The sequence below is a fragment of the Stenotrophomonas maltophilia genome (assembly GCF_006970445.1).
In the GTDB taxonomy this organism is placed as follows: Bacteria; Pseudomonadota; Gammaproteobacteria; order Xanthomonadales; family Xanthomonadaceae; genus Stenotrophomonas; species Stenotrophomonas maltophilia_AU.
In genome coordinates this window covers 3,510,122-3,529,802 of the sequence record NZ_CP033877.1, presented here as the reverse complement: position 1 = coordinate 3,529,802, position 19,681 = coordinate 3,510,122, and the positions used below count along the sequence as shown (strand labels likewise).

Annotated in this window: 16 protein-coding genes; 9 read left to right on the top strand and 7 right to left on the bottom strand. The window is 67.4% G+C overall.

Annotation, left to right across the window (positions count from 1 at the left end):
• Positions 1 to 103 precede the first annotated feature (103 nt).
• Positions 104 to 1,477, bottom strand: coding sequence for a sigma-54-dependent transcriptional regulator (locus tag EGM71_RS16230; RefSeq protein WP_075676419.1), 1,374 nt, complete (start codon positions 1,475 to 1,477; stop codon positions 104 to 106).
• A gap of 60 nt (positions 1,478 to 1,537) precedes the next feature.
• A complete protein-coding gene (locus EGM71_RS16225; protein WP_014648198.1) occupies positions 1,538 to 3,151 on the bottom strand; it encodes a sensor histidine kinase in 1,614 nt (537 codons plus the stop codon).
• 405 nt (positions 3,152 to 3,556) lie between these two features.
• Between EGM71_RS16225 and sucC the strand changes: the two genes are divergently transcribed.
• The 3 genes from sucC (at position 3,557) to EGM71_RS16210 (ending at position 7,488) form a co-directional block, all read left to right on the top strand.
• On the top strand, positions 3,557 to 4,726 hold the full coding sequence (sucC, locus tag EGM71_RS16220) for an ADP-forming succinate--CoA ligase subunit beta (RefSeq protein WP_004154430.1): 1,170 nt from the start codon (positions 3,557 to 3,559) through the stop codon (positions 4,724 to 4,726).
• A gap of 20 nt (positions 4,727 to 4,746) precedes the next feature.
• Entirely contained in the window at positions 4,747 to 5,622 is an 876-nt protein-coding gene (sucD, locus tag EGM71_RS16215) for a succinate--CoA ligase subunit alpha (protein ID WP_005410793.1), read from the top strand.
• A gap of 231 nt (positions 5,623 to 5,853) precedes the next feature.
• Positions 5,854 to 7,488: an NAD+ synthase gene (locus EGM71_RS16210; protein ID WP_188485690.1), complete on the top strand. Its 1,635-nt coding sequence runs from the start codon at positions 5,854 to 5,856 to the stop codon at positions 7,486 to 7,488.
• 193 nt (positions 7,489 to 7,681) lie between these two features.
• Here the strand turns inward: EGM71_RS16210 and EGM71_RS16205 are convergent, their stop codons facing one another.
• On the bottom strand, positions 7,682 to 8,569 hold the full coding sequence (locus EGM71_RS16205) for an outer membrane protein assembly factor BamD (RefSeq protein WP_101765979.1): 888 nt from the start codon (positions 8,567 to 8,569) through the stop codon (positions 7,682 to 7,684).
• Positions 8,570 to 8,682: 113 nt separating this feature from the next.
• On the opposite strand from EGM71_RS16205, the gene rluD reads away from it, so the two are divergent.
• From rluD to EGM71_RS16185, 4 genes are read left to right on the top strand one after another with little or no spacing between them, the layout of a single operon-like run.
• Positions 8,683 to 9,672 carry a 23S rRNA pseudouridine(1911/1915/1917) synthase RluD gene (gene rluD, locus EGM71_RS16200; protein WP_188485689.1) on the top strand — a complete coding sequence of 330 codons (990 nt, stop codon included), beginning with the start codon at positions 8,683 to 8,685 and terminating at the stop codon, positions 9,670 to 9,672.
• Positions 9,672 to 10,442: a peptidoglycan editing factor PgeF gene (gene pgeF, locus EGM71_RS16195; RefSeq protein ID WP_188485688.1), complete on the top strand. Its 771-nt coding sequence runs from the start codon at positions 9,672 to 9,674 to the stop codon at positions 10,440 to 10,442. Before rluD ends, pgeF begins: the two co-directional genes overlap by 1 nt.
• A 20-nt stretch (positions 10,443 to 10,462) precedes the next feature.
• Positions 10,463 to 10,969 carry a DUF4166 domain-containing protein gene (locus tag EGM71_RS16190; RefSeq protein WP_188485687.1) on the top strand — a complete coding sequence of 169 codons (507 nt, stop codon included), beginning with the start codon at positions 10,463 to 10,465 and terminating at the stop codon, positions 10,967 to 10,969.
• The gene (locus EGM71_RS16185) at positions 10,944 to 11,381 is read left to right on the top strand and encodes a thiol-disulfide oxidoreductase DCC family protein (RefSeq protein ID WP_188485686.1); all 438 of its coding nucleotides are present in this window, start codon (positions 10,944 to 10,946) and stop codon (positions 11,379 to 11,381) included. Before EGM71_RS16190 ends, EGM71_RS16185 begins: the two co-directional genes overlap by 26 nt.
• Positions 11,382 to 11,451: 70 nt before the next feature.
• Here the strand turns inward: EGM71_RS16185 and otsA are convergent, their stop codons facing one another.
• From otsA to EGM71_RS16165, 4 genes are all read right to left on the bottom strand, one after another.
• Positions 11,452 to 12,816 carry an alpha,alpha-trehalose-phosphate synthase (UDP-forming) gene (otsA, locus tag EGM71_RS16180; RefSeq protein ID WP_188485685.1) on the bottom strand — a complete coding sequence of 455 codons (1,365 nt, stop codon included), beginning with the start codon at positions 12,814 to 12,816 and terminating at the stop codon, positions 11,452 to 11,454.
• A complete protein-coding gene (locus EGM71_RS16175) occupies positions 12,813 to 14,594 on the bottom strand; it encodes a glycoside hydrolase family 15 protein (protein ID WP_188485684.1) in 1,782 nt (593 codons plus the stop codon). The genes otsA and EGM71_RS16175 overlap by 4 nt, the downstream gene beginning before the upstream one ends.
• A 41-nt stretch (positions 14,595 to 14,635) precedes the next feature.
• Positions 14,636 to 15,394 carry a trehalose-phosphatase gene (otsB, locus tag EGM71_RS16170; protein ID WP_188485683.1) on the bottom strand — a complete coding sequence of 253 codons (759 nt, stop codon included), beginning with the start codon at positions 15,392 to 15,394 and terminating at the stop codon, positions 14,636 to 14,638.
• Between the two features lie 147 nt (positions 15,395 to 15,541).
• Positions 15,542 to 17,977, bottom strand: a complete 2,436-nt coding sequence (locus tag EGM71_RS16165; protein WP_188485682.1) for a TonB-dependent receptor plug domain-containing protein — start codon at positions 17,975 to 17,977, stop codon at positions 15,542 to 15,544.
• A gap of 214 nt (positions 17,978 to 18,191) precedes the next feature.
• Here EGM71_RS16165 and EGM71_RS16160 point away from each other — a divergent pair, with 214 nt between their 5' ends.
• Both EGM71_RS16160 and EGM71_RS16155 read left to right on the top strand, forming a co-directional pair.
• Entirely contained in the window at positions 18,192 to 18,674 is a 483-nt protein-coding gene (locus EGM71_RS16160; RefSeq protein WP_010481551.1) for a DUF3574 domain-containing protein, read from the top strand.
• 36 nt (positions 18,675 to 18,710) lie between these two features.
• Positions 18,711 to 19,568 (top strand): SH3 domain-containing protein, encoded by an 858-nt coding sequence (locus tag EGM71_RS16155; protein ID WP_188485681.1) that lies wholly within the window; start codon positions 18,711 to 18,713, stop codon positions 19,566 to 19,568.
• The last annotated feature ends 113 nt before the right edge of the window (positions 19,569 to 19,681 follow it).

Below are 19,681 nucleotides of genomic sequence, written 5' to 3'. Positions count from 1 at the left end.
TGCCGCGATGCGTGAGGTTGCCGGCCAGCGGCCGGCACTACCCGGTTGGGTGGCCCGCGCCGGGTCAGAGCCCTTTCCTGCGGAAAGGGATCCGACCCTGTCCTTACTCCATCCCCAGCTTCTTCAGCTTGTAGCGCAGCGCGCGGAAGGTGATGCCCAGCTGCGCGGCGGTGCGGGTCTTGTTCCAGCGGTTCTCTTCCAGCGCGCGCTGGATGGCGCTGCGCTCGAGCTGTTCGATGTATGAGGGCAGGGCGGCGCTGCCGGGCTGCAGGTCCACCACGGCTTCGGCGTGCGCTGCGCTGCCGGGCGTGCGCGGGGCGTGCTGCGGCAGGCGCAGGTCGTCGGCGCCGATGCGGTCTTCTTCGGCCAGCGCCAGCGCGCGTTCCAGGATGTTCTCCAGTTCGCGCACGTTGCCGGGGAAGGCGTACTGGGCCAGTGCGTCCAATGCCGACGGTGCCAGCAACGGCGTCGGGCGGCCATGGCTGCGGGCCAGCCGTGCCAGCACCGACGCGGCCAGTTCCGGCAGGTCCTGGCGACGCTCGCGCAGCGGTGGCACCCTCAGTTCGATCACGTTGATGCGGTAGTAGAGGTCATGGCGGAAGCGCCCGTCCTCGACCAGCTCGGCCAGGTCCTTGTGGGTGGCCGAGAGGATGCGCACGTCCACCGGCTCCTCGTTGGCGGCGCCGACCGCGCGCACCGACTTTTCCTGGATCGCGCGCAGCAGCTTCACCTGCATCTGCAGCGGCAGTTCGGCCACTTCGTCGAGGAACAGGGTGCCGCCATGCGCGGCCTGGAACAGCCCGGGCTTGTCGGCGTGGGCGCCGCTGAAGCTGCCCTTGCGGTGGCCAAAGAATTCGCTCTCCATCAGCTCGCCGGGAATGGCGCCGCAGTTGACCGGCACGAACGGGCCGGCCGCACGGGCGCCCTGGGCATGGATGGTGCGCGCGACCAGCTCCTTGCCCACGCCGGATTCACCGAGGATGTAGACCGGCGCCTGGCTGCGCGCGACCTTGCCGATGGTGGTGCGCAGCACGTCCATGGCCGGCGAGTCACCAAGCAGGCGCGCGCCCTGTTCGGCGGCGGGGCCGGGCGCGGGGCGTTCAGTGTTGTTGAGCTCCAGCGCATGCTTGACCAGGCCACGCAGCACGGCGATGTCCACCGGCTTGCTGACGAAGTCGAAGGCGCCGGCCTTCAGCGCTTCCACGGCCAGGTCCATGCTGCCGAAGGCGGTGATCATCGCCACCGGCGTGCGCGGATAGTGCTGCGCGATCTCGCTGACCAGCTCGATGCCGTTGCCGTCCGGCAGGCGCATGTCGGTGATGCACAGGTCGTACGGATTGCTGGCCAGCAGTTCGCGCGCTTCGGCAAGGTTGGCTGCCGTACTGATGCGCAGCCCCATGCGGCCGAGCGTCAGTACCAGCAGTTCGCGGATGTCGCGTTCATCGTCGACGACGAGGGCGCTGCGGGTTTCGTTCATGGGCGTGAAAGATAAACGAGGGGGCTGGAAGCGACAAATGTTTGACGCACAGAATCGAGATCAGGTGGGCAACAACGTATGCGGGCCGGGCAGCACCAGGCGGAAGCAGGAGCCACCGGCGGGCACCGGGATGTAGTCGAGCCGTGCCTGGTTGGCGCGGCACAGCTCGCGGGCGATGTACAGGCCCAGCCCGGTGCCATGCTCGGACGTGGTGAAGAACGGCCGGAACAACTGCGCGGCCACGCTTTCGGGAATGCCGGGGCCACGGTCCATCACGTCGATGACCGCACTGCGCTCGTGCTGGGCCACGCGCAGGCGCACCCGTGCCGGCTGCTGGCCGATGCGCCCGTACTTGAGTGCGTTGTGCACCAGCACGGTAAGCACCTGGTAGAGATGCTTGGTGTCGACCTGGGCCAGCACCGAGGTGTCGTTGATGATCGGTTCGATGCTGTCGGTCTCCAGCGTCTGCCCCTGCTTGTACTCCAGCACGAAGCGGCGCACGAAGGCGGCCAGGTCGACGTTCTCGGGCGTGGCGCGCTCGCGCCGGGCCAGGCCCAGCACGCTTTCGACGATGCCGTTGGTGCGCTGGCACTGCTGGCGGATGATCTGCAGCAGGCGGCGGTCGCTTTCGTTGAAGCCGGTCCCTTCCTCCAGCAGCTGCACCGCGTAGTTGATCGCGGCCAGCGGATTGCGGATCTCGTGGGCGAGACTGGCCGAGAAGCGCCCCATCGCCGACAGGGTGAGCGATTCGGCGCGACGCGAGACCACGCTGGAATCGTCCAGGAACACCAGGGCCAGGTCGCTGCCGGCCAGCAGGCGTGCAAAGCGCGGCTGCACTTCAGGCTGGTCGGGGTTGAGCTGCAGCGGCAGTTCGTCCTGCGCCCAGCCGTTGCGCCAGCGCTGCAGGCGACGGGCGAGCTCCGGGGCGGCGCTGGCCAGGTCCAGGCGGCCGCTTTCGCCGCTGCCGTCGCTGTCACCGAGCAGCATCGAGGCAGCTTCGTTGGCCAGGGTGACGCGGTTGTCGGCGTCGACCACCAGCACGCCGGTACGCATGCGGCGGATGATCAACTCGTTGATCTGGAACAGGTTGGCCACTTCATCGCCGCGCTGGTTGGCCAGCTGCTGGTTGCGGCGCGCGCGGCTGCCGACCTGGTAGCTGATGAAGGCCAGCGCCAGGTAGCTGGTGGCGAACATCGCCAGTTCGGCCAGGGTACGGGTGGGGTCACCACCTTCCAGCAGCTTCCAGGTGTATTCCACGCCGGTGGCGAGGCTGGCGGCCAGCGCCAGGCCCAGCCCCAGGCTGAGCGGCAGCAGGGTGGCGGCGGCGGCGATGTTGAACAGCAGTGACATCGAGATGCCGGCGCTGGCACCCGGCAGGGCATGCGACAACAGGGTGGCGGCGACGATGTCCACCAGCACGCCGCTGACCACGATCGGGCGCAGCCAGCGTTCGTTGCGGCCGATCACCAGGGCCAGCAGCGAGAGCACCAGGTAGATGGCGGCGACGGTGTCGGCGAGCCGTGGATGGTGGGCTTCGCCGACCATGGCCGACAGGGGGCTGTAGAGCAGGGCGGCGATGACCGAGGCGATCAGCACCCGGTACAGCGCGAAGAAATACAGCTCACGCCGCGGAATCGATTCGATGCGGTCGATCAATGAAGCACTGGGTGACACGCCGGAACTCCCCTTCTGGCTGCCTGGGTCTGGAATCTGCGGCGGGCCTGCTCGGCGTCCCCTGAAGCCGGTCCGGCACGTCGCTTCGATGTGGCCTGCGGTGGAAGCCGTCGAGCACACCCGACTCTACACACCTTGGTTGACCAGTATAGGGCGCCCGGCCCGGCGCCGCCGGAGCGGCCCGGATCGCGCATTTGGCCCGGGATGGATACCGGTGGCCAGTGCGCCCCCGGGCGCAACTGCCTGAATGGCGGTGGAAATCTGGCCGGGTCTGGCGTTTTGTACAGACTTCTTTGCGCCCCGGCGCTGGCTCGGCCACAATAGTGGGCCCGCCGCGGTCCATGCCGGCGCCCCGCCGGGGCCCTGAGGAATTGCGTGCGGTCGTTCCTATTCCCACGGTGACGCATGAATTTCCACGAATACCAGTCAAAACAACTGCTTGCCGAGTACGGCATCCCGGTCCCGGCCGGCAAGGTCGCTGCGACCCCGGACGAAGCGGTTGCCGCTGCCAACTCCCTGGGCCAGGGCCCCTGGATGGTCAAGGCGCAGATCCACGCTGGCGGCCGCGGCAAGGCTGGCGGCGTCAAGTTCTGCAAGACCACCGACGACGTGAAGGCCGCTGCGGCCAAGATGCTCGGCACCAAGATGGCCACCTACCAGACCGCAGGCGTTGAACTGCCGGTCAACCTGGTGCTGGTGACCACCGCCGGCGAGATCGTCAAGGAACTGTACCTGTCGGTGCTGGTCGACCGTGGCACCAAGACCATCACCTACATCGCCTCTTCGGAAGGCGGCGTGGAAATCGAGCAGGTTGCTGCTGAAACCCCGGAGCTGATCCACTCGCTGAACGTCGACTTCGTCGAAGGCGTGCAGGGTTACCACGGCCGTGATTTCGGCTTCAAGCTGGGCCTGACCGCCAAGCAGGCCGGCCAGTTCGCCAGCATCATGGTGAACCTGTACCGCCTGTTCAACGAAAAGGACCTGGCCCTGGTTGAAATCAACCCGCTGGCCATCCTGGACGACGGCAACCTGTACGCGCTGGACGGCAAGTTCGACAGCGACGACAACGCCGCGTTCCGCCAGAAGGCCCTGGTCGCCATGCGCGACAAGACCCAGGAAGATCCGACCGAAGTGATCGCTTCGGAGCTGGACATCAACTACGTCACCATGGACGGCAACATCGGCTGCATGGTGAACGGCGCCGGCCTGGCCATGGCCACCATGGACGTCATCAAGCTCAACGGCGGCGAGCCGGCGAACTTCCTGGACGTGGGCGGCGGTGCCAACAAGCAGCGCGTCATCGAAGCGTTCAAGCTGATCCTGTCCTCGGACAAGGTTGAAGGCATCTTCGTCAACATCTTCGGCGGCATCGTCCGCTGCGACATGATTGCCGAAGGCATCATCGCCGCCGTGAAGGAAGTGGGCGTCAAGGTTCCGGTCGTGGTGCGCCTGGAAGGCACCAACGTGGAAGAAGGCAAGCAGCTGCTGCGCGACAGCGGCATGGCCATCATCCCGGCTGACAACATCAACGATGGCGCCAAGAAGATCGTTGAAGCTGTCAAGAACGCTGCCTGATTCGACACCAAGGAATTCCCATGTCTGTTTTGATTAACAAGAACACCAAGGTGATCGTGCAGGGCTTCACCGGCCAGCAGGGCACCTTCCACGCCACTCAGATGATCGAGTACGGCACCCAGGTTGTTGGCGGCGTGACCCCGGGCAAGGGTGGCACCACCCACATCGACCTGCCGGTCTTCAACACCGTTGCCGACGCCGTGCAGAGCACCGGCGCCAACGCTTCGGTCATCTACGTGCCGCCGCCGTACGCGGCCGACGCGATCCTGGAAGCCGCTGCTGCCGGCATCAAGGTCATCGTCTGCATCACCGAAGGCATCCCGGTGCTGGACATGCTGCGCGTCAAGAACGTGCTGACCCGTTCGCATCCGGACACCGTGCTGATCGGGCCGAACTGCCCGGGCGTCATCACCCCGGGTGAGTGCAAGATCGGCATCATGCCGGGCCACATCCACCAGCCGGGCAAGATCGGCATCGTGTCGCGTTCGGGCACCCTGACCTATGAAGCGGTCAAGCAGACCACGGAAGTCGGCCTGGGCCAGTCCACCTGCATCGGCATCGGTGGTGACCCGATCAACGGCCTGAACTTCGTCGACTGCCTGAAGCTGTTCAACGAAGATCCGCAGACCGAAGGCATCATCATGGTTGGCGAAATCGGCGGTGACGCTGAAGAAGCCGGCGCCGAGTACATCAAGAACCACGTGAAGAAGCCGGTCGTCGGTTTCATCGCCGGTGCGTCGGCTCCGGCCGGCAAGCGCATGGGCCACGCGGGCGCGATCGCCTCGGGCGGCAAGGGCACCGCGGAAGGCAAGTTCGCCGCGATGGAAGCCGCTGGCGTGGTCACCGTCCGTTCGCCGGGCGACCTGGGCGCTGCCATCGCCAAGCTGGTGAAATAAGATCGACTGCCTCCGGCAGACGATGCTGTAGAGCCGGCCGCTGGCCGGCTGCTGAAACAGAAAGGCCGCCTCCGGGCGGCCTTTCTGCGTCTGGTGCCCTGGCCGTCCTGGCAACCCCATCCACGCATGGCGTGGATCTACTGAGCCGGGGCTGTCCATGCAGTGCGTGCGCCCGGCGAGCGCATGGCGCGGCGCTACAATGGCGGCATTGCAACCACAGGCTGGATTCCCATGGCTTCGATCCGCATCGCGATGGCGCAGTTCGACTTCCCGGTCGGCGATGTCGCCGGCAACACCGAGCGCATCATCGAGATGATCGGCCAGGCGCGCGACGAGTACGGCGCCGAGCTGGTGATGTTCCCCGAGTTGGCGGTGAGCGGCTACCCGCCGGAGGACCTGCTGCTGCGCCCGGGCTTCCTGTACGAGTGCGAGCAGGCGATGGCCCGCATCGCCACCGCCTGCCGCGGCATCACCGCCGTGGTTGGTTGGCCGCAGGCCGCCGGCGCGGTGGTCTACAACGCCGCCAGCGTGCTGCGTGACGGCCTGGTCGAGCAGACCTACCGCAAGCGCGAACTGCCCAACTACGCGGTGTTCGACGAGCGCCGCTATTTCGATGTCGATCCGGACGGTGGCAGCTGCGTGTTCGAGGTCAATGGCATTCCGGTCGGCCTGCTGATCTGCGAGGACCTGTGGTTTGCCGAGCCGCTGGCCGACACCATGCGCGCCGGTGCGCAGCTGGTGGTGGTGCCGAATGCCTCGCCCTACGAGCGTGGCAAGCATGCCCAGCGCGACGCCGTGCTGGCTGCACGGACCCGCGAGAGCGGGGCGGCCATCGCCTACCTCAACGTGGTTGGCGGCCAGGATGCGCTGGTGTTCGACGGCGCTTCGGTGGTGGCCGACGGTGACGGCACGGTGCACCCGGCCGCTGCTGCCTTCGTCGACCAGTGGCTGGTGGTGGAGTACGACGGTGAAACCCGCCGCTTCATGCCGCACGTGTGGATGGACGACGGCGACGAGAGCATGGACGCGCTGGCCTGGCGTGCGGTAACCCGTGGCATCCAGGACTACTGCCGCAAGAACGGCTTCAAGAAGGTGTGGCTGGGCCTGTCCGGCGGCATCGACTCGGCGATCGTGCTGGCCATGGCGGTGGACGCGATGGGCGCGGAGAACGTGACCGCCGTGCGCCTGCCGTCGCGCTATACCGCGGGCCTGTCCAACGACCTGGCGGCCGAGCAGTGCCAGGCGTTGGGCGTGAAGCTGGAGGCAGTGTCGATCGAGCCGGCATTCAAGGGGCTGATGGAAGCATTGGCGCCGATGTTCGAAGGCACCGCGCCGGACGTGACCGAAGAGAACCTGCAGTCGCGCAGCCGTGGCGTGATCCTGATGGCGCTGGCCAACAAGTTCGGCGGCCTGCTGCTGACCACCGGCAACAAGAGCGAGTACGCGGTCGGCTACGCCACCATCTACGGCGACATGTGCGGTGGCTACGCGCCGCTGAAGGATCTGTACAAGACCGAGGTGTTCGGCCTGTCCAAGTGGCGCAACACGGTGGGCGGCGCGCCGGTGATCCCGCCGGCGGTGATCAGCCGCCCGCCGTCGGCCGAGCTGCGCGAGAACCAGCTGGACCAGGACTCGCTGCCGGCCTACGACGTGCTGGACGGCATCCTGTACCGCTACATCGACCAGGAGCAGTCGCGCGGGGAGATCGTGGCTGCCGGCTACGACGCGGCCGTGGTCGACCGTGTGCTGCGCCTGGTGCGCATCAGCGAGTGGAAGCGACACCAGGCCGCGCCGGGGCCGAAGGTCTCGCGCCGCGCCTTTGGCCGCGAGCGCCGCTACCCGATCAGCAACGGCTACAAGGGCTGAGGCAGCGGTGGGCCTTGTGGCCCGCCGCTACCGGGGGGCTTGGCTCCCCTTGGCGCTCACCACGCATGGCGTGGATCTACGGTAGAGCCGGCCGCTGGCCGGCTGTTTCGGCCCCCGGACAGGCTGCCGGTCTGCCGGCCAGCGGCCGGCACTACCGCTACAAATGAAGAAGGGCCCCTTTCGGGGCCCTCTCTTACTTCTTTTCCAGTCGCGCGTTGCGCTGGCCGGTGCTGGCGGACTTCTCGCCGGCGAATGGGTTCAGCTTGCGGACCATCCATGGGTACTTCGGCCACTTGCCTTCCAGCCACGGGTGGTCCGGCTGGTTCAGCTGCAGGACGCGACGGGCGTCGTCGGCCAGGGTCTTGTTGCCCAGGTGGGTGTAGGAATCGGCCAGGACGGCCACGGCGTCGTACTGGAAGGCGCTCTGCGGGTAGGTTTCCAGCAGGTAGTTGGCGCGGCCCACGGCCGAGACCCAGGCGCCGCGGCGCATGTAGTACAGGGCGTTGTCCAGCTCGTGCTGGGCGAATACGTCACGCAGCTCCAGCATGCGCTGGCGCGCATCGGCGGCGTAGCGGCTGTTCGGATAACGATCAACCACGATGTTGAAGTCCGAGTACGCCTGGTGCGGCGTGGACAGATCGCGGCGGCTGGCATCCAACGACCATACGCGGCGCAGGAAAACCGTACTGCGGTTGGAGTTGGCCAGGCCGCGCAGGTAGTACAGGTAGGCGATGTTGCGGTGCGTCGGGTAGGTACGGATGAAGCGGTCGATGCTGGACACCGCGTCATCGTGCTTGCCGGCCTTGTACTGGGCGTAGGCGGTTTCGATCATCGCCTGCTCGGTGTAGGGACCGTAGGGATACTGGGCCACCAGGCGGCGGAAGCTGGCTTCGGCGCCGCTCCAGTTGCCGCCCTGCATCAGCTTGTGGCTTTTCTCGTACAGCTGTTCGACCGGCGTCCCTTCATCGGGGCGATCACCCTTCTTGGCGCCGCGATGGCAGCCGGTTGCGGCGATGACCAGCACCAGCAGCAGGGCGGTGAGGCGGACGGGCGCGGAGAGCATGGCGGAGCGTCGGATCATGGGGTCGAGGCGGGACGCGGCTGGAATACGAAGGGTCGATGATAGCCTAGTGTCCTGTCCAGCGACTGAAACCGGCCGCCGGGACCCCAAAATTTCAAAGAATGCCCCCTGCCATGTCTGAACAACCCTCTGAATCGGCCCGCCAGGCCATCGTCCCCGACACCGCTGCCGGCCGTCGTTTCGACGCCGTCGTGGCCGAACTGTTCCCCGAATACTCGCGTTCACGCCTGACCGAGTGGATCAAGTCCGGCGATGTGCTGCTGGACGGCGCCCAGGCGCGCCCGCGCGATCCGCTGCGCGGCGGCGAGGTGGTCACCCTCACCGTGGTGCTTGAAACCCAGACCGATGCCCAGCCGGAGGACATTCCGCTGGACGTGCTGTTCGAGGACGAGCACGTGCTGGTGATCAACAAGCCGGTCGGCCTGGTGGTCCACCCCGGTGCCGGCAACCACAGCGGCACCCTGGTGAACGCCCTGCTGTTCCGCGACCCGTCGGTGGCGGTGCTGCCGCGCGCGGGCATCGTGCACCGCCTGGACAAGGACACCAGCGGTGTGATGGTGGTGGCCAAGACCCTGGAAGCGCAGACCGCGCTGGTCGAGCAGCTGGCCGCACGCGACGTGCACCGCCAGTACCTGGCCATCGTGATGGGTGCGCTGGTGGCGGGCGGTACCGCCGATGCCCCGATCGATCGCCACCCGCGCGACCGCCTGAAGATGGCGGTGCGCGAAGACGGCAAGGAAGCGGTGACCCATTACCGCCTGCGCGAGCGCTTCCGTGCGCACACCGCGCTGGAGTGCCGCCTGGAAACCGGCCGTACTCACCAGATCCGCGTGCACATGGCGCACGTGCGCCATCCGATCATCGGCGACCCGCTGTACGGCGGCGCGCTGAAGCTGCCCAAGGGCGCCAGCGACGAGCTGGTGGCTGCGCTGCGCGGCTTCAAGCGACAGGCCCTGCACGCCGAGACCCTGGAGTTCATGCATCCGATCACCGGTGAGCCGGTGCGCAATACCGCGCCGGTGCCGGAGGACATGCTGCACCTGATGAAGGTGCTGCGCGAAGACAGCGACGCCTTCGCCGCCCGCGAGCGGGATCGCTGGTGATGGCCGCCGCGCTGCCGTTGCTGCAGGCGGACTGGCCGGCGCCGGCAGGCGTCCATGCGCTGACCACGCGCCGGCATGGCGCGGGCATCTCGCCGGCGCCGTTCGCGCAGTTCAATCTGGGCAACCGGCACGCGGCCGATGGTGATACCCCGGCCAACGTGGAGCACAACCGCCAGCTGCTGCAGCAGGGGCTGGCACTGCCCTCGGCACCGCACTGGCTGCGCCAGGTGCATAGCAGCACCGTGCTGCGCTTCACCGCGCCGCCGGTGCCTGGCGCCAGCGAACCGGTGGCCGACGCCGCAGTGACCCCGGTGCCGGGCGTGGTGCTGGCGATCCTGACCGCTGACTGCCTGCCCGTGGTGTTTGCCGCGGCCGATGGCAGCGAGGTGGGCGCGGCCCATGCCGGCTGGCGTGGGCTGGCCGACGGCATGCTGGAGGCCACGGTGGCCGCCATGCAGACGCCGCCGGCGCAGCTGCGGGCCTGGCTGGGCCCGGCCGCCGGGCCGGCCGACTATGAGATCGGCGAGGAGGTCTACCACGCCTTCGTCGGCCATGATCCGGCCGCTGAGGCGGCGTTCGTGGCCACCCGCGCAGGCCACTGGAAGGTCGACCTGTTCGCGCTGGCGCGGCAGCGATTGCAGGCGGCGGGGATGGACCCGGCGCAGGTGTATGGCGGCACGGTGTCGACCATGGCCGATCCTGACCTGTATTCGCACCGGCGCGACCGTCGCACCGGGCGCATGGCGACCCTGGCCTGGATCGCGCCCTGACTACGCCGCTGTTCGCGCGCGTGCTGGGGCCGGCCTTCGCCACCCTGGCAGGGCCGGTGCAGGCGCTGCACGCCGCGCCGTTGCCCTGCCGCTACGTGGGGCAGGCCCGCATCGTGAGGGGGCGGCACTGGCTGGTGCCGCTGCTGGCCGCGCTGGCGCGGTTGCCGAAGGACGGTGACGCGCTGCCCACCGAAGTGGCGTTCAGTGCACGCGGGCAGGGCGAGCAATGGGCGCGGCGGTTTGGCCGCTGGCCGATGGTGTCGCGGCTGTGGGCGCATGAAGGGCATCTGCGCGAGCAACTGGGCGCGGTGCGCTTCGAGTTCGACCTGCAGGCCCGCGACGGTGGCATCGACTGGTCGGTGCGGCGGGTCTGGGCCTTCGGGCTGCTGCCGCTGCCGACGCGCTGGTTTGGCGGTGTGCGCTGCCGTGAAGCCTGGCAGGGCGAGCGTTACACTTTCCTGGTCGATGTGACGCTGCCCTGGGCCGGAGCCCTGATCCGCTATGAAGGCTGGCTCGAACCGCAGTGAGGCTGCCGCCGAGGCGGGCAGCGCGGTGATCGTGTTCGATGGCGTATGCGCGCTGTGCAACCGCTGGGTGCGCTTCCTGCTGCGTTTCGACCGCAGGGGGCGCTACCGCTTTGCGGCGATGCAGGGGCAGCAGGGCAGCGCGATGTTGCGCGCGCACGGGCTGGACCCGCAGGACCCAATGTCGTTCCTGCTGCTGGACGCACAGGGCGCCTGGACCGATACCGATGCGATTCTGCGCGTACTGGCTGGGCTGGGTGGCGTCTGGCGCCTGACCGGCGTGCTGCGGACGGTGCCGCGCGGCTGGCGTGATGCGGCGTACCGCGCGCTGGCGCGCAACCGCTACCGCTGGTTCGGGCGGCATGACGCCTGCCATCTGCCCGCACCGGAACAGGCCGCGCGGTTCCTGGATTGACGAAAAAGGGGACGGAGGGGATTAAGTCGCTTATGCATAAACGACTTAATCCCCTCCGTCCCCTTTTTCGTCAGCCTTCGAGTGCGTCGAGGTAGCTGCGGCGCCAGTGGTTGATGTCGTAGGTGCGCAGGTGCTCCATCATCGCGTGCCAGCGCTCCTTGCGCCTGCGCAGCGACATCGTGGCTGCGGTGGCGATGGCGTCGGCTACGCCATCCAGGTCGTGCGGGTTCACCAGCAGTGCCTGCTTGAGTTCGTCGGCAGCGCCGGCCAGCAGTGACAGCACCAGCACGCCGGGATCCTCCGGGTCCTGCGAGGCCACGTATTCCTTGGCCACCAGGTTCATGCCATCGCGTAGTGGCGTAACCAGGCCGACCGCCGCCGCCCGGTAGAAGCCGGTGAGGGTGGCATGGGTGAAGTTCTGATTGACGTAGCGCAGTGGTGTCCAGTCCGGCTCGGCGTGGCCGCCGTTGATGTGGCCGGCGATCTGCTCCAGCTGGCTGCGCAGTTGCCGGTACTCGGTGACATCGCCGCGCGAGACCGGCGCGATCTGCAGGTAGGTCAGCGAGCCGCGCTGGTCCGGGTGGCGCTGCAGGTAGCGCTCGAAGCCGAGGAAGCGCTCGGGCAGGCCCTTGGAATAATCCAGGCGGTCGACGCCGATCGCCAGCTGGCGGTCACGCAGGCTGTTGCGCAGATTCTTCACCGCGGCCTTCGTGGCGGCGGTGCCGGCCTGGCGCGCGATCAGTTCGGTGTCGATGCCGATCGGGAAGGCCGCCGCGCGGAAACGGCGCCCACCCGGTGCTTCCAGCTCGCCGTTGTCGAGCACGCGTCCGCCCCCGAACAGGCGCAGGTAGGTCTGGAAGCGATCGGTGTCGCGCTGGGTCTGGAAGCCGACCAGGTCGTAGGCGTACAGCGCGGAGAACAGCCGCAGATGGTCGGGCATGGCCTGCAGCAGGTCGGCCGACGGCATCGGGATGTGCAGGAAGAAGCCGATGCGGCAGCCGATGCCCCGCTCGCGCAGCAGTGCGCCGAGCGGGATCAGGTGGTAGTCGTGGATCCAGACGATGTCATCCTCGCGCAGCAGCGGCGCGAGCTTGTCGGCGAACAGCGCGTTGACCTTGTGGTAGGTCTCGCGGGTGCCACGGTCGTAGTCGACCAGGTCCAGGCGGAAGTGCAGCAGCGGCCACAAGGTGCGATTGGCGAAGCCGTTGTAGTAGCCATCGACCTCGCGCTTGCTCAGGTCGAGGGTGACGAACTCGATGTCGCCATCCTGCTGCCGGTGCAGCGTGCCGCTGCCGTCACGCACGCTTTTTCCACTCCAGCCGAACCACATGCCGCCACGTTCCTTCAGCGCAGCGAGCAGACCGACGGCCAGGCCGCCCGCACGATTCTCGCCCGGCACGGCCACCCGGTTTGAAACCACGACCAGACGACTCACGATGCCTCCTGCCAGGACCGCGACAGGCGCATCGCGGCGGTGATCAGGCCGACGTGCGAATAGGTCTGCGGGAAATTGCCCCAGGCTTCGCCAGTGTCGAAGGCCAGATCCTCCGACAGCAGGCCCAGGTGGTTGCGCTGCTTCAACAGCAGTTCGAACATCCCGCGTGCTTCGTCCATGTGCCCGATGGCGGCCAGTGCGTCGATGTACCAGAAGGTGCAGATGGTGAAGCTGGTTTCCGGTTCGCCGAAGTCATCCGGAGCAACGTAGCGGTACAGCGAATTGCCATGCTTGAGGTCACGGCCGATGGCTTCGACGGTGGCGATGAAGCGCGCGTCCAGCGCATCGATGAAGCCGATGTCGGCCAGCAGCAGCAGCGAGGCATCCAGTCGCTGACCGCCGAACGTATCGGTGAAGTGACCTCGTTCTTCGCTCCAGGATTCGGCCATGATGCGCGCGTGGATGGTGTCGGCGCGCTCGCGCCAGTAGCGTGCGCGGTCGTCGCGCTTGAGGCGCACGGCGATCTTGCACAGGCGGTCGCAGGCGGCCCAGCACATCGCACTGGTGTAGGTGTGCACTTCGGTGCGGCCGCGGAACTCCCACAGGCCGGCATCGGGTACGTCGTGCAGGGCGAAGGCCTGTTCGCCGAGGGGTTCGAGGCGGGCGAAGGTGTGCGCATCACCCGGGTCCTGCAGGCGCCGGTCGAAGAACAACTGCGTGGACGCCAGCACCACGCTGCCGTAGACATCGTGCTGGCGTTGCACCCAGGCCAGATTGCCGCGGCGCACCGGGCCCATGCCGCGATAGCCGGACAGGCTGGGCACTTCGTCTTCGTCCAGCTTGGCTTCAAAGCCGATGCCATACAGCGGCTGCAGCGTGCCGTCGGTGGTGGCCAGGTTGAAGATGTAGCCTAGGAACTGTTCCATCGTGCGCGTTGCGCCGAGGCGGTTCAGCGCACGCACCACGAACGCCGCATCACGCAGCCAACAGTAACGGTAGTCCCAGTTGCGCACGCTGCCGGGAGCTTCCGGGATGGAGGTGGTCATTGCCGCGATGATCGCGCCGCTGTCCTCGTACTGGCACAGCTTCAGGGTGATCGCACTGCGGATCACCGCGTCCTGCCATTCCAGCGGAATGGACAGGTAGCGCACCCATTCGCGCCAGTAATCGCGGGTGCGCTGGAAGGCTTCCTGCACGTAGCCACTGATCGAACGGTTGAGCGATTCATCCACGCCCAGGATCAGGTGGATGGGGTGGTTGAGCACGAACGGCAGGCCATCGCGGATGAAGCGCACCGGCACATCGGTGGTCAGCCGCAGCACGTGCTCGGGCAGGATCCAGCGCACATGGTTGCTGCCCCAGGTGGACTCCGGCACGCGCGCGCCCCAGTCCGCCAGCGGCCGTGCGCGCACGGTGATGCGTGGACTGCCGGCCAGCGGACGCACCTGGCGGATCAGGCTGACCGGGCGGTAGAAGCGGTCGTTCTGCCGCCAGCGTGGGGCGAAATCGAGGATTTCCAGTTCGCCGCCGTGCGCGTCGCGCAGTACGGTGCGCAGGATCGCCGTGTTGGTGAGGTACTCCTGTTCGCTGCCGGCGAAGTCCTCCAGCTCGATGGCGAAGTCGCCACCGGTCTGCTGGTTGGGGCCGAGCAGGGCACAGAAGGTGGGGTCGCCGTCGAAGGTGGGCAGGCAGCTCCAGACAACGCGGGCATGTTTGTCGACCAGGGCGCCGAAGCTGCCGTTGCCGACCACGCCCAGATCAAGATCGGGTTGGGTCATCACGCGGTACATCTCGGTTGCGGCCGTGGGGGTTGGCCGGGTCAATAGGCATTCTCACGCAGCCAGGCGTGCACGCTGCGTATGTCGGGCAGCGCGAACACCGCCGCGCTCGGTTCACGTTCACCCACCAGCACGCTCCAGCCATGCTGGACGTTGGCAGCGTCGAAGCCGAATTCATCGGTGAGGTCATCGCCGAGGAACACGGGAAGGCGGCCGCGGAAGGGCAGGTACTGCATCATCCGGCGCACGGCACGACCTTTGTCGGTGCCGACGGGCACGAACTCGACCACATGGTCGCCGGGTTGCAGGCGGTAGCTGGCACGACCGCGCACGTGGCGGTCGGCGAAGGCGCGGACATCGCTGGCGGCATGCGGCGCGCCGCGCCAGTGCAGGGCCAGGCCGACGCCCTTGTCTTCCACCAGCACGCCGGGATGGCCGTGGGCGAAGCGCATCGCCTGCTGGTGCAGTGCGTGCAGCCACTCGGCGGTGTCGTCGTCGTGTTCGTCGCGCAGCACACGCCCATCGTGGCCGCGCAGTTCGTGGCCATGCAGGCCGGCGGCGGGCAGCTTCAAAGGCGCGAACAGTTGATCCAGCTGTTCAAGTGGGCGACCACTGACCAGTGCCACGGCACCTTCCAGACGGTCGCTGATGCGGCCGATGACTTCGCGCACATCCGGCAGCAGCTGCACGGCATCCGGGCGTGCAGCGAATTCGATCAGGGTGCCGTCGACATCGAGGAACAACGCGCAGGCGTCGTCCAGCAATGGCGGTGGCGGACGCAGGGGGAGCGGTTCAGCCATGACGCCCAGCTTGCCAGCGTGGGCGTGTACGTGGGGTCGAGGGCAGGCTACGGATTGGATAGTGCCGGCCGCTGGCCGGCAACGTCATGGTCCCCGGATGCACCCTGAGGTTGCCGGCCAGCGGCCGGCACTACCGGACTGGCGAAATCAGAACGTATAGCGGACCCGACCGTAGTAGTACGCGCCGTTGCTGCCGATCGGCGACAACACGTCGTACGGCAGATTGCCGAAGTAGTGGATATCGCTGTTGGATCGATCCGGGTAGTTGTCGGTCAGGTTCTGGCCGCCGATGGCCACGCTCCAGCGCGGGGTAATGCGGTACTCCACTTCCGCATCCAGCTGCCATTCGGCCTGGTAGGTCTGGCGCGGGATGTAGCCATCACCGAAGTTGAACACGCGGGTGGCGCTGCCATAGCGGTTCACGCGGGTGCTCAGCGACCAGCGGTCGTTGCTCCAGGCGGCCGAGAAGCTGCCACGCGTGCGCGGCGTGGCATCGGTAAGCGTGTTGGTCTCTTCGATGCCGAACAGCACGTAGTCCGGGTTCAGCGCGCGCAGCTGCGCCGGTGTGGCCAGTACGTTCTTCAGCGTGGTCTTGGTGTAGGCGTAGGTGCCAGTCAGCAGCAGCTGGCCATCGCCCAGCGATTGGCGCCAGTTGCTCACCAGCTCGGCGCCACGGGTGCGGGTATCGGCCGCGTTGACGAAGAAGCTGGCGCTTTGCAGGCCGCTGACGCCGTAGTTGGCCGCCACGTAATCGGTGAGCGCATCACCGGTGATGCTTTCCGACAGCGCGATGCGGTCGTCGATGTCGATCTGGAAGAAGTCCAGCGACAGGTCGAAATGCTCGCCGATGCGGCTGGTGAAGCCCAGCGAGGTATTCAGCGATTTCTCCGGCTTCAGATTCTGCGAACCCAGGCCACGCGCGATGGGATTATTGACCGACAGCAGGCGGCCCTGCACCAGCTGGCCGCCGGCGTTGTAGCCGGTGGAGGTGGACTCGTAGCCGATCTGTGCCAGCGACGGCGCACGGAAGTTGTTGGAGATGGCTCCGCGCAGCGCGAACGCCGGGGTGAATTCGTAGCGCAGGCCGAGCTTGCCGGTCAGTTCACCGCCGAAGTCGTCGTTGTGCTCGTAGCGCGCGGCCAGATCGGTGGAGAACTTCTCGCCGAACTGGCTGGACAGGCTGGCATAGGCGCTGGCCACGTCGCGCGACAGGCGCGCCGCGTCCTGCGGGGTCAGGCCGCCACCGGCCTGCGAGCCGGTCGGACGGTCGGTGTAGGGGCCGGCGGCATAGCTGGCCGGATCGCCGGGACGGGTCTGGTAGCGCTCGTGGCGTGCTTCCGCGCCCAGGCCCAGGGTGTGGCTGATGCTGTCGCTCTGGGTGAACACGCGGCTCAGGTCGAGGTTGCCCACGGTCTGCGCGTATTCGTAGTCAGCGGTCTTGAAGCGGGTAGGGCTGGTCGGGCCCAGCGACGCGTTGAGCGAATCACGCAGGCGGTAGGTGAAGTCGTTCTGGCCGTAGTCCAGGCTGCCGTCGTAGCTCCACTCGCCCCACTGCCCGCGCACGCCGGCCACGGTCTGCACGTCGCGGTTCTCGCCTTCGGAGATCGGCCGGTAGCCGTTCGGATAGACCTGCTTCCAGTTGGCATCGCCATCGGGATAGCGGAAGTAGTTCGCGCCTTCGGTATCCCGCTGGTTGAAGGTACCGAACGCGTAGAACGTCGAGGTCTGGCCCACCGGGATCTCGGTGTTCAGCCACAGATTGATGTCCTTGCTCTTGCCATCGCCCAGCACATAGTTGCGCTTGCCCTGCAGCGCCAGGTTGTCCGGGGTCTGGTCCCACGGCGGAATCTGGTCGAAGCCGGCGCGGTTGGTGCCATTGCGGTGCTTGTACTCCAGGCCCACGCGCAGGAAGCCACCGTCCTCGCCCAGCGAGGTACCGACCTTGGCGCTGATGTTGCCGGTCTGGCCGTCGGTGAGGGTACGCCCGATCGGCTTGAGGTCGGTGTGATTGGCACCGTAGCTGGCCTCGATCTCACCGCCGTCGCCGCCGTTGTCGAGGATCACGTTGATCACACCGGCCACCGCGTCCGAGCCGTACAGCGCGCCGGCGCCGTCGCGCAGCACTTCGATGCGCTTGATCGCGCTGACCGGGATCGAATTGAAATCGACCGGCGTGGTGCCCTTGCCGATCTTGCTGTCGGTGTTGACCAGCGCGGTGTGGTGGCGGCGCTTGCCGTTGACCAGCACCAGTACCTGGTCCGGCGACAGGCCGCGCAACTGTGCGGCGCGCACATGGTCGGCGCCACCGGAGTTGGACTGGCGCGGGAAGTTGAACGACGGCAGCAGCGCCTGCAGCGCGCTGCCCAGCTCACCGTTGACCACGCCGGCCTTGCGGATGTCCTCGGCGCTGAGCACGTCTACCGGCGAGGTGGATTCGAGCACGGTGCGGTCGGCGGCACGGGTGCCGGTGACGATCACCGTGTCCAGGTTGGTGGCGTCCTGGGCGAGGGCCGGGACGGCAGCGGAGGAAAGCGAGAGGGCAATGGCGAGGCCGAGCGGCGACGCAGGCAGGCGGGCGGACATGGGGGCTCCAGCAACAACGACGACGGGGAAGGGGGAGATAGTTTCACTTACATCCATCCGGATGAAGCGATATATTATCTTCGCGTGACGACCGGTGCGGATGCAAGCCCCTGCCGGTCCGGCATGAGTTGATGCCTTGCTGGCATCAGCACGCCGGGCCGGTGGCGCTGTACGCTGCCGGCTCGCCTTGTCCCCCTTCCCCGGAGCTGTACCGATGAAACACCTTGGCCTCGTCTTCGCCGTGCTGCTGGCCACCAGCGGCTGCGCCAGCCTCTCTTCGCAGGCGCCCAGCGCCTATGCCACGGCCACCACCGCCGAACTGAAGGGCGATGCCGCACGCCCGTCCGCCGGCCATGGCTGGGTGCGCAGCGAGCTGTATTTCGGCGTGGGCGAGGAACAGGGCGCCGGCAACCGCCCGCAGGCCGACACCATCAGCGAGGCGCAGTGGCGCACCTTCCTGGACAAGGAAGTGACTCCGCGCTTCCCGGATGGCCTGACCGTGTTCGATGCCTACGGCCAGTGGCTGTTCCGTGGTGACGCCGCGCCCAATCGCCTGCGCACCAAGGTGCTGGTGGTGCTGCACGAGGACACCCCGCAGCGCCGCGCCGACATCGAAGCGATCCGCCTGGCGTGGAAGCAGCAGACCAAGCATCAGTCGGTGCTGTGGTCGCGGCAGCCGGTCGAGGTATCGTTCTGAGATGAAGGTGCCGCCGCGGTGCCGCAGGGAGCAATGATGAATTACAGGGAATGCCTGCTGGGCCTCGTGTTGGCCGGCGTGCTGGCACCGTCGGCGCAGGCAAGTGGGGATGACGGCGAAACGCTGCGGTTCCAGGTGGCCGCTCACGTGCAGGCGCACGCGGATCCCCAGCAGGACGGCAGCATCGTGGTGCAGCTGTCACCGTCGGGCAAGCGCCAGACGCTGGCGGGTGCGGCGGACGCCGACGGCAATTCGCAATGGTCGCTGGAAGACGTCGATTTCGATGGCTACCCGGAACTGGTCGCGCGCGCCTCGGTAGGCATGGTCAACGAGGCGGTGGCGGTGTACCGCTTCGATCCGGCCAGTGCCGGGTTCCGCGCGCTGCAGGCCGACACCCATGGCAAGGACAGCTGCGGTGACCTGATGGGGCTGAGCGTCGACCGTCCGAGCCGCACCCTGACCAGCAGCTGCCGCAGCGGCCCGATGTGGTACGCCGACCAGTACCGGTTTGCAGGCGCGGAACTCTATCTGTACCGCGCCGAGAGCGTGCTGATGCTGGGCGATACGCTGAATGCCGCCCTGCATTGGGAACAGACCGACGAGCAGGGCCCGTTGGCGGTCTGGCGTACCTATGATCCCGCCGGCCGTGTGCTGGAAAGTGCCATCGCCGATGGCCTGGGCGCACCGCCGGACGGGCCGCTGCGCGGACAGCAGACCACCGTGGTGCCCGCGCGGCTGTTCCTGTTTGATCGGCCCGGTGCGTCCAGCACCAAGCGTTACCTGGTGCAGGGCGACCGCGTGGAAATGCTGGATGAACAGGACGGTTGGGTGAAGCTGCGCTACCGCAACCCGAAAAGCGGCGCAGTGGAGGGCTGGATCAACGTCAACGATTGAAAAAGGGGACGGAGGGAATTAAGTCGTATGTGCCGCAAACGACTTAATTCCCTCCGTCCCCTTTTTTTTGCGGAGGCATCACTTCATCGGGTCTAGCCTCTGATGTTCCCCCG